11 protein-coding genes are annotated in these 16,771 nt (G+C 37.1%); 1 reads left to right on the plus strand and 10 read right to left on the minus strand.

The features are described 5' to 3' along the window. Positions 1–11: 11 nt before the first annotated feature. The 8 genes from M2R48_RS12140 to M2R48_RS12175 all read right to left on the minus strand — a co-directional run bounded on the left by M2R48_RS12140 (position 12) and on the right by M2R48_RS12175 (position 11,860). Positions 12–2,744, minus strand: coding sequence for a type VI secretion system Vgr family protein (locus tag M2R48_RS12140; RefSeq protein WP_262086290.1), 2,733 nt, complete (start codon positions 2,742–2,744; stop codon positions 12–14). Positions 2,745–2,807: 63 nt separating this feature from the next. Continuing rightward, positions 2,808–4,058 (minus strand): hypothetical protein, encoded by a 1,251-nt coding sequence (locus tag M2R48_RS12145; RefSeq protein ID WP_262086291.1) that lies wholly within the window; start codon positions 4,056–4,058, stop codon positions 2,808–2,810. Positions 4,059–4,608: 550 nt separating this feature from the next. Then, positions 4,609–7,209 (minus strand): TonB-dependent hemoglobin/transferrin/lactoferrin family receptor, encoded by a 2,601-nt coding sequence (locus tag M2R48_RS12150; protein WP_262086292.1) that lies wholly within the window; start codon positions 7,207–7,209, stop codon positions 4,609–4,611. A 190-nt stretch (positions 7,210–7,399) separates the two neighbouring features. Further along, positions 7,400–7,993: a fimbrial protein gene (locus M2R48_RS12155; protein ID WP_262086293.1), complete on the minus strand. Its 594-nt coding sequence runs from the start codon at positions 7,991–7,993 to the stop codon at positions 7,400–7,402. Between the two features lie 605 nt (positions 7,994–8,598). Further along, on the minus strand, positions 8,599–9,192 hold the full coding sequence (locus M2R48_RS12160; protein WP_262086294.1) for a fimbrial protein: 594 nt from the start codon (positions 9,190–9,192) through the stop codon (positions 8,599–8,601). Between the two features lie 90 nt (positions 9,193–9,282). Beyond that, positions 9,283–9,894 carry a fimbrial protein gene (locus M2R48_RS12165; protein ID WP_262086295.1) on the minus strand — a complete coding sequence of 204 codons (612 nt, stop codon included), beginning with the start codon at positions 9,892–9,894 and terminating at the stop codon, positions 9,283–9,285. Positions 9,895–10,338: 444 nt separating this feature from the next. Beyond that, a complete protein-coding gene (locus M2R48_RS12170) occupies positions 10,339–11,322 on the minus strand; it encodes a FecR family protein (RefSeq protein WP_262086296.1) in 984 nt (327 codons plus the stop codon). Beyond that, entirely contained in the window at positions 11,312–11,860 is a 549-nt protein-coding gene (locus tag M2R48_RS12175) for a sigma-70 family RNA polymerase sigma factor (protein ID WP_262086297.1), read from the minus strand. The genes M2R48_RS12170 and M2R48_RS12175 overlap by 11 nt, the downstream gene beginning before the upstream one ends. 168 nt (positions 11,861–12,028) lie before the next feature. Here M2R48_RS12175 and M2R48_RS12180 point away from each other — a divergent pair, with 168 nt between their 5' ends. Then, a complete protein-coding gene (locus tag M2R48_RS12180; RefSeq protein ID WP_262086298.1) occupies positions 12,029–12,643 on the plus strand; it encodes a biliverdin-producing heme oxygenase in 615 nt (204 codons plus the stop codon). A gap of 124 nt (positions 12,644–12,767) precedes the next feature. On the opposite strand, the gene M2R48_RS12185 is transcribed toward M2R48_RS12180, so the two are convergent. Together M2R48_RS12185 and M2R48_RS12190 are read right to left on the minus strand one after the other, a co-directional pair. Then, positions 12,768–14,012, minus strand: a complete 1,245-nt coding sequence (locus M2R48_RS12185) for a transposase (protein ID WP_262086299.1) — start codon at positions 14,010–14,012, stop codon at positions 12,768–12,770. A 225-nt stretch (positions 14,013–14,237) separates the two neighbouring features. Continuing rightward, positions 14,238–16,757, minus strand: coding sequence for a PEP/pyruvate-binding domain-containing protein (locus tag M2R48_RS12190; RefSeq protein WP_262086300.1), 2,520 nt, complete (start codon positions 16,755–16,757; stop codon positions 14,238–14,240). Positions 16,758–16,771 lie beyond the last annotated feature (14 nt).

The raw sequence follows: 16,771 nt of genomic DNA on the forward strand, positions 1-16,771 counted from the left end.
TGTATTTATCATTAGTTATCCAAAATTTCTAAAACTGCTTTACCCATTGATAGCATCGTAACTTTCTGTGTTTTTCCTTCAGCATCAGTCACACCTGTAATGGTTTTTCCATCCTCAGTAGTGATTTTATATTTGGTATTGGGTTGAATTAAACCAGCACGGTTTCTAACAATGAATTGTTCATCATAATCCATTTGAAGTTGTGGCATTGCAGCTAAATCTGTACTTAAATTACTCCCTGACATAGTTCGTATTTGCCCAGCTTTTAAAGACATTGTCCCAGGGCAAACAATATCTATATTGCCGCCCTCAATTTTGATATAACCACCACCTGCTGCAAATAGAATGCCTTTGCCACTCTCAACTTTAACAAAATCATTGATTGCATATATATGCATTAACTCTTGTGAAGCAATTTTCATTGTGTCCGCTTGTGCTTCTATTTCTACAGGACCTTGCCCAGCTTTAATTTTAATGCCTGCCGCTTTAGCAAAGAGTGAAATTTTATCAAGTACATTGGCAAACAAACCTCTACCTGAAAAAATTTGAACATTACGCTCAGAACTAATATCTATATTTTCTTTAGCTTGTGCAACAATACCTTTATCTGCGTCAAGGATAATTGAATCTTTAGCATCAATTGCAATAAAAGGCGTTTTATCTGACGCATTCCAATATGGAAGTTCATTTTTTAGAGATTCTTGAAGTTCTAATTCAGGTTCGGTTGTTTGATGTCCTTTTGCTGCATCTTTTATTGCTGAATTTGTATCTAAAAATCTCTCAATATTCTGTTGTAAATTAGTTCGATCAAGTTGATTTCCACTGGCGTTAGTATCTATTTCCGTTGTGATCAAAATCCCTTTAGGCGCACGTATACTCCCCCACTGATCTGTCCTTAACTCAAACCCTTCACCACGACCGTCACTCTCAGCCTTTTCTTTAGGATGACTTAAATTCCCTAAATTTAACTGACTCGCACCATGGCTGGATTGTAGCTGTGTACTGAGTTGCCCAGTTGTATCATCAAATCTAAGCTGCCCAAAGCCTTCCCCTGAAACCTCTTTTGATCGAATACCACTCAGTTTTTTAGTATCAGGTAATTGTCCTTTTATATCAAACTTAGTTGGATTCCGTTGTGCTTCATGGATTCGACCAGTTACGAATGGGCGATCTATATTTCCGTCAAAAAAATCAATCACCACAATTTCATCTTTACGCGGTAAGAAACGTGCACCATAACCCTCACCAGCCCAAGGGGTAAGTACATCAACCCAAGCCGAGTCTGCATCATTATCATTTGAACCTGCACCACCATCATGACTATGGTCATCTGTACGTGTGAACAGGAAACGAACTTTGATACGTCCCCATTCGTCTACATGAATTTCTTCACCGTCCGTAGTGACTTTTGCTCGTTGTACATGGGCTACAGGTCGGTGTTCTAACGGATCGTATTCGGGCACTACAGCAATACTTCGACGCACGACCATCAATTCATTGGCTTGGCGTTCTTGCTCACTGTCTTTACTATTGTCCCAATGACTCAGCGTAAGCAACTTTTCTAGTTGATCTTTCATGTCTTTCGGGAGGTTATTCCGATTGTAATAGCGTTTATTGAGTATTAAGAACTCTCTCTCATTCAAACTATGATTTTTCTCAAGTTCAGGATGATCTACAAGTTGAAACCAATACCCGACTTGGGTATCTCGTACACTACTTTGTACTGTAAAGTATTTGGATTGTAAGGCCTGATATTGGTTCAGTTGCTTGTTAATCTTTTCTAATTGGCTATTGCCTGATTTTGTTGCCTGATCTTCACCTTTGAGATCACCGATCCATGCAGGGGAGATGGTCCATGCTTGTTCTAGGCTCAGACTTTCATTGTCTCTATTTGAACTGTGTTTATGAGTACTGAGTACTGATCCACTGGCATCTTCTTGACTTAAACTATCAGCTTGCCAACGCTGTAAGTGGATGGCTGTAGGCTGTAAGCTTCGTTGTGCGATAAAGCTGGTGATGCTGTCATACTGCTCTGTTGCATTCGACCTATGATAGCGTATGCTTCGGCGTTCAATTGCTTTAAATTGATTGTTATCATCAATTACTCTAAGCTTTTGTGGTTCAATGCTTTCGTTGCTACTTGAAACGATATATTTAGACTCATCAATCAACCAATTGATTGATTCTTCACGCATTAATCTAGTTAAATATGCATAGTCGCTTTCGTTCGACTGCATTGAGAATGGACGGATATCATAAGACTTAGTTAGACCACTAGTATCTAATTTTAGGCTTGAAGCAAATAGAGCACTTTTAGACTGCCATTCTTTGAAAATTACTTCAATAATTTCAACAACATTCTTATTCATAAACACACGACTATTGCGTCGTTTATGCCATAAACTTGTTGGGTCTTGCATCGTCAATCGATATAGACTCAAGGCTCCGTCAGATTGTCCCTGTGAAGCACCAGTAATAATGCCAGTCGTTCTAAATAACTTTCCTGAATCAGTTACCTGATCAATAGCGACTTGGCAACCAATGAATTGTTTTAACTCTATGAATGGGTTCGTTGATAGGCAGATCAGTTCTGCGGATAATCCTTCATTGATGCCATGAAAGCCATCAATGCGTTGCAACATAATTTGAGAATTGAGCTGTGAATTTGAAAATTGTGCATTGATGGCACGTTTTTGTGTTCCGAAGCCTAACTTATCTAAAATACCAAAAATATTATCTAACATTTTTATTTATAACCTTATTATTAATAGGGAAATATTAGCAGAATAGATATTTATGCTCAAATACTATTCGTTTTCATTTTGTTTCAATTCGATTAAAAGCTTTTTGTAGGATTTTACTACATGCGGACCAATATTATATTCTTCTTGTAGCTTCTCAATACTGAGGGTTTCTAAATCATGCCGATGATCAAGTACCCATTCATTTTTTTGGTCCTGTTTAGTGATACCTAAAAAATTTCTTAAAATCATTCTGTTTTTAACAATGTACTTTTCACTTCGATCTAGTATTTTGGCAATTTCAGGTATCGTTAGATGCAGAGAGAGCAAAACTTCCTGGTTATCTAATCGCCATGCTTGAACCACATCATTATGATGAGGGATATTGAGTAGCTTTTTAAGTGCACCACGTTTTCTATAGACTTGGCTTGGTTCAATATTTAATTTTTTTGCGGCTTCTTCTTTACTAAGTGTTAAATCAAGAAGAATATTGTGATTTGCGAATAACCAAGTTTGATTTTGGTCTTTCACTTTTGGCATTTTTAAAATTTCTCGTAATTTCGCTCTGGCTCTTCGGATTTGCCCTTCCGTTTTTTGAAAGTGTACAGCCAATTCTGCAATAGATTTACTATGATTTAATAATTGATCTTGGTGATCAAGTAACCATTGATGTTGAATTTGTTTACTATTTTTAAATTCATCAGAGAAATTTAATTCACCCAATTCATCTCGTATACGGTTGTAAGCTTTTTTGGCAATATAAAGACTAATATTATATTCAATGGCAATTTCCTGTACTGAAAGATGTAACATTTTTAGTTTATTTTCAACAAACCATCTTTCACGTAATTCATCAGATGGATTTTTTCTAATTTTTTCCCCGATTGGTATTTCAATAAGTTTTGATAACCATTCCTTATGCCGATAGACCTGATTCCGATTTAAACCATACTTACTCTTTAACGTTTCAAAACTGTCATGTAATAATTCATCTTGATGCTCTAAAAGCCATTGATCATTGCGATAGATAACTTTGTTTTGAATGTTAAGCCTCCGTCTGAATTTAGCAACAATACCATTACTTAAACCAAGTTGTTGCATAGTCTCAGTAATCGAATGTATTTTAATAAATTCTGCAATTTCAGGTGTTAAGATAAATGAAAATGTACCACCTATGCCATCTCTTGGCGTTAAGGCATAGGGCCATCCCTGATAAATCATAATGCCTGTTGAAGATTTTTGTTCTTCATAAACATCCCAGTCTTCACCATCCTCGTCTTTAATCGTTTTTATTTTAAAATATTTGTATTTTCCCATTTGTTACTTTGATTTATCCTCATTATCGTTGAACTTACTTGTTTGAGCCTTATTTGTATAACAGATTATTAGTAATTTCAACCAAGCAAATAATTTCATCAGATGAAAACTTTTTGAAAACCAATCGCACTTTATCTCAGCCTATCCCATTGAAGCCCAATATTATTTAAAAAGATTGCTAATAGTCGTAGTGGTACGTTGGGAACAGGAATAGGCGGTACATTAATATGCAAAATCATCACTGCTTCATCTTACATCAAGCGTTTATACATATTTTGTGTACGCGATGCCGCTCTTTTCGTAGGGGATGCCAAATCTTGCGCTAAGAACAAATCAGTGCTTTGTTCTTGCTCATGTTGAGCGAGGGGTACGCATTATACCCCTGCATTTTCACAAATAATGGGCGACATCCTTGTCGCCATGCGATAGCTACTCCGTCTATGATTAAATAATGTAAAAAGCCTTTTAATTTATAGGAAGTAAATGTGTATAAACCTAATCCTTAAATCAAATTGACTTCTCGCTATGTCGAATATTGAACATAAACGCATTAAAATTTCTGCGAAATACTCACCTTATAATCTCGACCTGTACCTGTCATATACTCACCCAAATACATTTTGTAATCACGATTAAATAAATTATCAATCGAAAAATTCAGCGTCGGCCCTTTTGCACCAATTGGCTGCCAGTCGGCATAAACGCTATGTAGTGAATAGCCTTTAGTTTTGGGTAATGAAAATGAAGATGCCGCGATCGACTTATCATTATCTGAAAGGCTTCGATCTTGCTCAGCAACAAATATCCCTCTCCACCCCATAGTTAAATGATGTTCAGGCACATTTACCCCTAAAGTCGCTGTGGCTTTTTTCGGCGGAATATTGGTCATCCATGTTTTTTGATCAAACCACGGATTTACAGGGGAATTATCACGTTGCCCGCGAATATAGGAATAGGTTAAACCTGCAAACCAAGTCGGCTGATTATAGAAAGCTTCGACTTCATAGGCTTTGATGGTGTAATCAGTCACATTACGATAAAAACCATGATCATAATTGCCTTTACAGTCGGCTATACTGCCTTTTCCTGTATTGGCATTGTTTTCTGCTTGTGCTTTACAAAATGTTGAGCGATTACGAAATATCTCATCGCCCCCGCGATTATGATGATAAGTTAAACGTACTTGCAGATGGTCTTCATCACTAAACACATCGTCAAAATTCATCTCATTTCCGACACGAATCGCCAACATTTTTTCAGGCAGTAAATAACGACTGGTCGAGGGAACAGAGGTTGCTGCAGATTGCACATAATATTGTTCATCTACACGAGGTGCACGCCATGTTTTACTGACATTTGCAAACCATGTCATATAGTCGGCCTGTTTCCAAGACATTGCCAAACGTGGCGACCATCCCGTATAGGTTTTACTGGAATAATCATGCCCTGCTGCTGGATCATTAAATCGTGATGCACGATTTGGCTTGCCGTTATTTTCAATATGATCATAACGGAGCGATGGGGTAATGACGAAATTGTTAATCTGATATTGATCTTCAATAAATGCACTCAGCATTTGTTGATCGCCAGCAGGCATATAGTTCGGTTCATAATAACCAAAATTATAATCTGGCTTTTTGGCATTGTTTTTATCATAAATCAGCGAGTTTTGTTCCATTTTCTGGTATTGCGCGCCAACCTTTAATTTATGCGTGCCCAGTTTTGTTTCAAAATCACTGATATTACTCATTTTTAATGCTGTATTGGTATAGGTTACCCAGCTTTCATTACCTAACAGTGCCGCTGAACCCGTTACACTTGGCAAGCGTAGATCATGCTGATAGGTTTTGGAGTAGGATGCGACGGCTTTTAAATTTAGATATGGGTTAGCATCAGGATTGAATTCATAACTTGCAGAATAACTGGTATCTTCCTGATCACGGTCAACCAAACGGCGTTTCCAAGCCTCGTCATAGCCATATTTGGCAATATCAGCTTCAGTCGGTACTGCATCTTGATCACGCATGGCTGCAAAAGGCTCCCAGCCTTCATGCCCACTGCGCATGGCGTTTAAAGAAATTTTGTGACCATCGGCAGGGTAAAAGTTCAGTTTGGCTAAATAGGTTTCTTGCTCTTGTCCAGAATATAAAAACTCACTGCCATCAGGTCGCTTTACATTTCCGCTGTCTCGGTTGGTATAATAAAACAAACCATCGACCAGCCCATTGTCGGCTTTACCATATACAGCGCCAGTATAGGTATTTTGGCTGTTGTTGGAAAAACGTGAATATTTTAAGAATGCGCCAATATTTTTACCATCATCTAGTAAATCAGTGGCATCTTTAGTTTCTAGTGTGACCTTACCACCAAAGCCACCATTTCCGACTTCAACGTTATGCGGCCCTTTATCCACAGTGATTTTCTTTAAAATCTCAGGTTCAATAAAGACTGAACCTTGTCGATATTTATCAAAGGTTTTAACTGAATCATCCAAGGTGATTGGCACATCGGCGACCCCACCCATACCGAGAATATTAATCGTTTGCCCTCCCGGACGTGGAGATCCTGCTGAACCTACACTGGGCATATGATCGAGCAATTGCGCTACATTATTGGCCTGATAACGATCAATCGCTTTTTGATTGAGTACGCTCTGACCAAATTGTATGGTGTCTTTTTTTACTGCTTCGACCACAATCGGGGTCATTTGATAAATTTGGTTTTCAGCATTTGTGGTTGATGTTGCTGTTTTTCCTGTTGCTGTTTTTTCCGTTGCAATGTTTGCTGTATTGACTACAGGCATTTGTGTAGCAACAGGCTTTTCAATAAGTAGATAGCCTGCTGAAGTTTTTTGAATCTGAAATGGGGTATTCTGCACCAATAATGCAAAAGCCTGATCTAGGCGATACTTACCCTTAAGCGTCTTTACCCGATAACGATTGGTTTTTGCTGGATCGAGTAACAACGATACATTAGCTTGCTGTGCCAAGCTATTTAATGCTTGAGTCAATGAACCACTTTGCACTTGATAAAAGCCAACAGGTGAAGTGTTATTGGCATGCGTTTGGATACTGATTGCACTCATAGACAGTGCGATTGCAACAGCCATTGCAACTGGCTTTATTGCATTATGATATAAAGATTGAGACATTCTCTAATCACCCAAGGTTAAATGATAATCATTAACTTCATTCAGTTAAAATAATCTGTGTTTTCATGTGTTCTAAGTTATATGACGAAGCAGAAACGAAAAAACCGCAATAAATTGCAGTTTTTTTAAATTTTAATTTTCTAAAGTATTAGCAAACCTAAGCTTCCCCACTAAAACCAAGAGACAAAAATTAATTATAGTGCATGGTATAATTTACAGTTGCTTGCACATTTTGAGCATCAGCAACTCCATCCACGGCATAATACCTTGTGAGGTAACGTATGTATGTAAAGCCACCAAGTTCATGCACTTTCCCCGGCGCCTGAGTCCCCCAAGCTGCGGAAAAATCTATAGGAAAACCATGATAATTTACAATTTGAATAAAAATAGGATTTGCAACAGAGGCACCGCCTGTAGCTTTATTCACCAATAAAGTCTTATACCTAGGATGCAAGTCAGTTGGAGAAATTGTACTAAGATGTAGACCTTTAAAGGCATTAGTTGTTGCAGCATCGCAACTCCCTGTACCATCAGCATTTGCTAATACCACAGTAAACTCTATGGTATCCGACATAGGATGCGAAAGCCTAAAGGTTGATTTAGGCACAGCTGGCAAATTAACCGTTATATCTTGAACGCCACTTGCTTGATAGCCACCTCGTAATGTACAGGTTTGATCCGTCACCACACCATTGACTGTAATGGTTCCATCTACAGCAAACACGTTGCTATATGCCAAACTTAAAGCCAAAGCACTCAATATAGATAAACTGAGTTTCTTCATCAAATCAACCTTATGAAGCTTTTGATAAATATGATAATTTAACGATGCTGTTACTTTCATGATGCGGTATAGCGATATCAATAATCATCCTAAATATAGGTAAACCACATCGTTGTTTATTTTAAGCCACGGCTTATTCACAGCCTTAGCCTATTTGAAGCACTGTTTTTATTTTAAATTTCCGACAATTTAAAATAAAACCCCATCCTCACAAAAACATACCTATACCACAATGTTTTTTAGTTAACTTTTTATCATTAAAATACATTACTAAAAATCATAAACCTGTTTTAATTGTTAGAATTCAAAAACTTATATAAAACAAACAGTCAAAAATAAAATTTTATTTATGTTTTAAACAGCATTTCCCACATATAAGAATGAGACCAAACATCAATAAAATCGTTTCCGAAAATAGATACTTTAAGATTGTCAACAAATCCAAATCTAAAATGGGCTAGTGCAAACTCTTTAAGAATATCAATTTATTTTTATGGAATAGTATTTCATAACAAAGCAAAAAAACCGCAATGGATTGCAGTTTTTTTAAATTTCTAAAGCAGCAGCAAATGCATCATTCTCCGCTTAAGCCAACACACAAAAAATTAGTTATACATCAATGTATAATTTATAACTGCCTGTACATTTTGAGCATCAACAATCCCAGTCTTGGAAGCATACTGTGCACGATAATATATAAATGTATGACTACTAAGATGCTGAACTACACTTTTTGCCTGAGTTCCCCAAGGGGCAGAAAAATCCACAGGTATCGCATCCAAGGTATAAAATTGAATAAAAACAGGATTCGCAACAGAAGCACCAGAGGCTTTGTTGACCAATAAAGTCTTATCCGTTGCATCCAAGTGATCTGGTGAAATCGCACTCAGATGTATACCTTTAAGCGCTCTTCTTGTTGCTACATCACAGAAGTTTGTACCCGCCGCATCTCTTAAATGCAGATTAAAACCCATGAAAAATGGGACTGGATTTGAAGGTGTAAACCTTGACTTAGGCAAAGTAGGTAACTGAACCGTTAGATCTTTTAAACCACTGGACATTTCACCATCACCTATTAATGTACATGTTCCATCCGTTACAACCCCATTAATCGTAATGGTTCCATCTACTGCAAATACACTGCTACATGTCAGACTTAAAGCCAAAGTACTCAATGTAACTAAAGTCAGTTTCTGCATTGAATTACCCTTTTATAAAGTTTTAATTATTTTAACTTGCTGAATCATCAGTAAATCTATGCCTCACCCATTAAGCCAACAGACAAAAAATTAATTATAGTGGATGGTATAATTAACAGTTGCCGTGTAATTCTGAGCATCTACAATTCCAGTCTTAGAAGACACTCCTACCCCATAAACTAGGTACGTTTCATTATTACTACCTCTAAAAACTTGACCTTTCACCTGCCCCTCCCAAGGGGCAGAAAGATCTACTGGCACATAAATAGCAGCAGGTGCAGTTAAAATTTGAATAAAAACAGGATTTTCCTTAGAAGCACCACTGGCTTGATTCACTAATAAAGTTTTATCGGCTGTATCCAAGTGATCTGGCGAAATCGCACTGAGATGAATCCCTTTAAAGGCTTTACTTGTTGCAGCATCACAGTTAGCTGTACCCGTAGCATTTCTTAGATACAGATTAAAGCTTTCGATCCATACCCATTGATTTGGAATAAACCTTGATTTAGGCAGAGCAGGAATATTAACTGTTATATCTTTAAGACCATTGGTCGCATTCCCCCCAATAGGACTTGCTAGCAATACACAGGTCTGATCCGTCACAGCGCCATTAACAGTAATGGTTCCATCTAGCGCAAATACATTTGTGCATGACAAAGTTAAAGCCAAAGTACTCAATGTTGCTAAAGTCAGTTTCTTCATTGAATCCCCCCCTTTATAAATTTTGAATCAAAACATGCGATAAATATAATCTTATTCACATTATAGGAACGAAAATTTCAATATAAACAAACACAATTAAATATAGTTAAACTATGTTTATGCTTATTTTAATCCTATGCTGATTTAAAAATTTAACTATTCACTATTTATTTTAAACATTCGATAATTTAAAATAAAATATCATCCTTACAAAAATACATCTACACCACAATAGTTTCTAAGTTGACTTTTTATCATGCAAAAACATTACATAAAATCATGTATAATTTTTACTTTTATAATTCAATAAAATAAATAGAACAAACATTAAATTTTAAGTATTTATTTGAGTTTTAAACAGTATTTAAAACATATAAAAATGTGACTAAAAATAAATAAACCACATTTAACAAGATATTAACCTCATCCAAAATAACATTTTTGTTATTTTGAAGTAATATAAATCACATGATCGCCAAGCTTATTTATTTTAATTGGATATTGAGTTACCAACAAACGGAGCGTTTGATCTAAATCCTGCTTCGCATTAATCACACCACTGACTTTATAATCTTTTAAAGCTGAGTGATTAAATATCAAATATTGATGATGATAACGCCCTAAGTTTGTGAGTAAATCAGGCAAAGGAAGTTGATCTGCCAATATCTGATGTTTATCCCAAGCAAACTCAGTGGAAGCAATATCCAACTCAGAAATCTGGCTTAAACCACGTGAGTCAGCGCTAATTTTTTCACCTTGCTTGACCACTTTAACTTGAGAATTTTGAGCCAACGAACGGGTTTCAACCTTTGAATGCAACATATTTAGCACACTGCTATTGGCGTACTGATAAACAATAAATCGTGTACCGAGCGCTTTAAAATCCGCTTGGGCTGTATGAACGATCAGAGGTCGTTTTGGGTCTTTGGCAACATCAATATAAATGTCCCCTTGGACTAGATTGATTTGTCTTTTTTCAGCGGTGAAATCAAGTTTAATGGCAGATTTTGCAGCTAAAGTCACTTTGGAACCATCTTCCAAGGTGATCGAATGCATTTGCCCAACCTCAGTTTTATAATCAGCCATGTAGTAAGACATCATTGTTGAATTCGCAGCGAAATAAACAACACCACCGATACTCACACAAAACAGCAAGACTTTGCTAAACAATTGTAAAATATGTTTTTTACTTTGCTGGCTGACTTTTATTGAGTTGCGAATGTTTTGGCTAGATATGCCATGCGTTGTCGAAAACTGTTGCATCGTTTCAGAAAAATTAAACATCTGATCAAGTTGATCATGATATTCAGGATATTTGCTTCGCCATGCTTCAAACTCAATCTGCGCTTGTTGACGTTCATGCAAATCGTCAGTATTTAAACGAACAATCCATAAAGCCATTTCTTGCTGTAGCTGTTTAGCGTTCATCTAGTCCTAGCTCAAGCAAATTGTTTTTCGCCTCATAACATAACTGTAAACATTCGGCTAAATAGAGCTGTGTCGTGCGTAATGATTTACCAATCTCAGTGGCAATTTCACTCTGACTATAGCCTTCAAAGTAATACATGATAAAGGCTTTTCGAGTCAGTGCCGTTGTATCCTGCAACGCGATGGTGAGAAAATCTAAAATAAGTACGGCCTCTTCAATTTGATTTGAAGTGACTAAAAGATCTTGATCATCTGCATACTGTTTGAGTGTTTCTAAATAATTTTGCTCTAAAATATAACGACGATGCTTATCAATCAGCAGATGTTTTGCAACATTGACCAGATATGCACGTGGTTCCTGAATAGAAAAGAGCTGTTTGGTTTGCAGCAATTTAACAAAAGTATCTTGAACCAGATCTGCGGCAGTAAAAGGATATCTGACACGCGAGTTAAGCCACTGTTTCAACCAATCATGGTGATCCAAATACATCTCTTGCAGGATTTGTTGCCGCGATGGTGTGGGGAGAATTGGAATCATAAAATTAAATTAAAAATTCTAAACAATAATAATTATCGTTTACATTTTGTGATTTGTAAATGCTATTCCTAAAGAACTTTTTGTAGGCTCAGTTGCGGTTTTTATCTAGTTCATTCGTCATCTCTCATATAAACCATTTTTTCATAGACTTTTTAATCAGAGAATTACATGAATCAAGCACTGATCACAGAACCCAATGCCAATGCGCAACAAGAACTCAGTTTAGCCATGCGTCTCAAATTACAAACCGCAGATGAGCATGAAAGAATGCATACACTGATGGCAAAGGCAGATGTATTTTCTAGTTTAGAAAAATATGCCTTATTCACCCTGTCTCAGTATTATTTTCAATTGGAAATCGAATATTTATTTCAACAAGATCAAGTGGCTTTACATATTACCGACCTTGATATTCGTGGTCGTTCTGGACAAGCACTGTTAGATCTACAAGATTTAGGCATTCAACCTCAAGGCCAAACGTTAGAAAGCTTAAATGTGACTTTCCCTGCTGCTTTAGGCTGGATTTACGTTTCAGAAGGATCAACTTTGGGCGCAGCATTTTTATTTAAACAAGCGCAGCAACGTTTAGGCTTAAGTGCTGAGAATGGTGCGCGCAATTTGGCAGCTTACCCTGAAGGTCGAGCAAAGGTTTGGAAACGATTTGTGCAAGCTTTAGATCAAGCCCAACTCAGCCCTAGCCAGAAAGATGAAGTTATTCAAGGTGCGCTTGATGCATTTAATTATTTTGGTCATGCGTTAATCAATTTAGAACAGCTTAAGTAATTCTATTGCAGTGAAAAGTTTTAATTCATTTGTATAAGCAATAGATCTTTCATAAAGCAAAAATGATTATATGGCGTAAATCATTTTGCTATTGGAAGTCCCTTTCCCCACTGGGCATAGGTATCTACACATCTTTTTGTAGAGACTCTAATGCAATTTCAGCAATCAGCTTAAGGTCATCAACCGAATGTTCAGATAATAATTGTAGTGTATTCAGTAATATTGACAGACCAGCCAAAATTGCAGGAGCACTTTCCCTTGTTCCTCTTTTTTGTTGCCTTCCTGATAGACGTGTTAGAAAGACTCTAACTCTTGAATTTTTCTCATCATTTTCTCGCTGTATTCGCCAAGTTAATACACATGCCATACTTGCAATTAAGAGTCGTCTTAATATCGCTTGCGGAGTTGTTTGTAGCCATGACTCAATGTCATGGCCCGCCTGTTTTAACAACTTAAAATAGTTTTCTATTTTCCAACGCCAGTAATACCAAGTTGCCAATTCTATACTTGGAATTTCTGATGATACATTACTTAATAAGCTCCAACGAGAAAGTGATTTTCCTTGCTTATTTTTAACTTCAACTACAATCAGTCGAACGGTTAATGACTTTCCCTTTTGTGGTGGAACTCTTTTTCCCGTTTCATCTTTTTGCATTGGTCTTGCATTACGCGTAATACTGATTTGAGTTTCACCAACATAAAGTTGTTCGCAATTCCCTTTATATTGAATTGTATGGGTTTGTGTAGTTGGTATTTGGTCTGACACTTCTCTTAACTTAACATCTTCTCCTTGATATTCAACACGATTTCCTTCTTTACCTCGAATAAGAAATAAATGTTCTTGTTGATTCAATAATCTAAGATGAGCAATTGAATCTCCTTCACGATCAATAATATGTACGAGTTTCTTTTCTATTGGTAAAGACTCAATATGTTCGATTTGTTCACATAGTGCATTTAAATGGGTTTCTTTTATTTTATGCCCATCAGTAAATGTTGAATAACGTCCAGTAGCATCACATAAAGTTTGATCTAATGGTGCAATGGGTAACCCCGTTTCCGCATCAATTAATAAACTGCTTTGTAATTCATAGCCTTTGTCACTCGCATGTGTTCTTTTGAATCTATTTAACTTGTTGTTATGTTTGAAATATTGTAGTTGAGACCAATCATGAGCAACTAAGGCATAGTGGTGATTCGATAGAGCGATTTGTTCAAGCGCAAGTTTTTGAAGAGGCTGATTGAGTTGTTGAAATGAAACGTTTTCGTTATTTAAGAAACGCCAAACTGCTTGGGTTGTAGCAAAGCTAGTCTTTTGGGTAGAGGCAATATCTTTAAGCGCTGGGGCTAATGAAGCAAGTGGATTCATATTAAGTTTTACAAGACGTCCGTAGCGTTTAACTAATCGGTTATCTAAGTGTGGAATGTTAAATTGGAGAGCATGCTCTCCAATTTAACTTAAATAGATTTAATTGTGTAGATACCTATGCCCCTCGGGAGAAGGCTAGGATGAGGGGGATTTTATGTTGATCTATGATTTTAAAAAGAACCTATCAAAGATAGCCTAATCAATGCCCTTTAAATCCAGATGATTCTATTCCTCTAAAATCACCATACCTGTTTGACCATCAATTTTGACACGATCACCATTTTTCAACCAACTACATGCGCCATGGATACTCATTACCGCAGGAATGCCTAATTCTCGTGCTGTTACAGCACCATGTGATAGTGGCCCCCCACTTTCAGTAATGACGCCTTTGGCTTGATAAAATAAAGGCGTCCACGCTGGATTAGTCGTTTTTGCGACTAATATGGCATTTTGTGGAAAATGAATAAACTGATTTGGGTCTGTAATGACATATACCTCGCCTTCGGTTTGTCCTGAACTTCCACCTAAACCTTTACGAACATTGCCTCCTTGTTCCATAAAATCATTATTTTCACCATAAACCCATTCAGCTGTTTTTTGTTGAGCAGCGAGATACTGTGCTTTTTGTGCAATAGCAATGCTACGTATTTGGCTATAATCTTTATCTTCAATTGCTTGTTGTAAACTCTCAGGCGGAATAAAGAACACATCCCATGCATCATCCAAAGCACCATAATTTACAAGACGAATACCAATTTCATTGGCTGCTTTACGGAAAGGAATCGTTAAACGTGTTGTATGATAATGCTCAATATCATCCAAAGCAGTATAAGTACGAACTAAACGAATCAACTCTTGTAAAAAGAATCTAAACGTTTCAGGTACAGCTTTTAATAAAGCCAACTCAGTTGCAAGCATGCTGTCACGCTTTTGCCAATAGGTTGCTTTATGATGATCCTCATCCTGTTTTGCCATCATCTGAATTTGTGCAAAGACAATATGCGGTACTTCCACCCATGTTGGTTGATAAGCATCAAAATCAACTTCACGATGTCCGTGTTGTGTCAGGAACTGATTAAATACCTGTTGAATTTTTGGATAATCTTGCAAGGCAAGTTCTAAGCTCTGCACATCATTAAAAGCAGTGGTACATAATGCTTCATATTCACGTAACTGGCGTGAAATTTGCCACATCGCCTGATTAACTATACCTGTCTTGGTTTCAGTATTTGAAATCAATAAATCAAAAATATGCTGCGCATTGTCACCTTCAAACTGTACCAACACTGCACGTAAAGTCTGATAAAGTAAATTTTGAGTCAATGAAATTGCAATATTCGGTAAGAAGTATTCAGTCCCTAATCTATTAATTTGTTGAAGTAAATCCCAACACTCTTCTATGGATTTATATTGATAGTCGATATGATTAAAACGCCCTATTGCCAATAGATAAGAATCTAAATCATTCATCCAGCGAGTGGGTAACTCACTGATCCAAGTAAATTGCCATAAACCACCAGATTCAATAAATTGAGCAAATTTTTCTGGTGTGTTTAATGCTGCGATCGGCATACGTCCTGCATAAACACGGACTGCATTTTGATTTCCATAAACATAATTATCTTTCACTACAAACCATTTATCATGAAATGGCGGTAGCCCCATCAAGCGAAATGAATAATTCAATGAGGTATGAAAACCTGTCTCACACAACTGCCAAGTCAGAGGAGTAACAGGATTTGGGAACCGTTCTGCAGACTCATCTCGAGTCCATTTAGGTGCAAAACGCGTCACAGGTCGTGACTGTAGAATATAAAGTGTTTCACCTTCAAAAGCCCACTCAATATCCTGTGGAAATGTTGAGAATTGCTCTGCTTGTCTCGCCAGCGCTGCAACTCGCTTTGCATGTTCAGCACTTAAAGAACGTTGATTTTGTTGTTCAGCTGATAATAAAACTGTAGTAGATTGGCCTAATTGCCGAACCAACGCATGTGACTTCGTCGCAATAAATTCAGCACTGATTTGACCCTCATGGTCCACTCTAAACTCATCAACTTCGTACTCTCCTGCCACCACGGTTTCACCTAAACCAAAAGCAGAATTAATCAAAACATGTTCTATATTTTCACCTACAGGGTCTATAGAAAATGCCACACCTGCTGCATCATTGATCTGAACATTTACCATCTTCTGTACAACTACAGCCATACTAATCGTGTCATCAGCGATTCCCAAACGCTCACGATAGACAATCACTTCAGTATTCCACAACGATAACCAACATTGTAAAACTGCTTGCTGTAAGCGATCAATTCCATGAACATTTAGAATCGTATCGTGTAAACCTGCGAAGGCTGCACCTGGCAAATCTTCTGCACTGCCTGATGAACGGACAGCAAAAAAGGTATCCGTCAAACGGCTTTGTAAATCAATAAGATTTTCTATTAAAGCTTGTGGCAATATTTGTTTTGCTAGGAATTCACGTACAGCGCTACTTTTTTCCTGTGCAGTATGTGTATCAACGAGGATGTGTTGAATATTTTGTTTAAAAGGGCTAAACCATTCTGTATACACTGATGCTGGAATAATATAAGCCTCTGGTACAGGCAAGCCCGCTTGCTGACAGCGAATTAATCCTGCGCCTTTGCCTCCAACTTGGGTAACATCAATATCTGCAAATTGTTGTAACGGTAGCAATATTGCTTTCTGCTCTCGCTGATATTCCGCTCTGGTATTTTTCATTTTAATGCACCCTT

The organism is Acinetobacter sp. I-MWF (assembly GCF_025433935.1).
Classification (GTDB): domain Bacteria; phylum Pseudomonadota; class Gammaproteobacteria; order Pseudomonadales; family Moraxellaceae; genus Acinetobacter; species Acinetobacter guillouiae.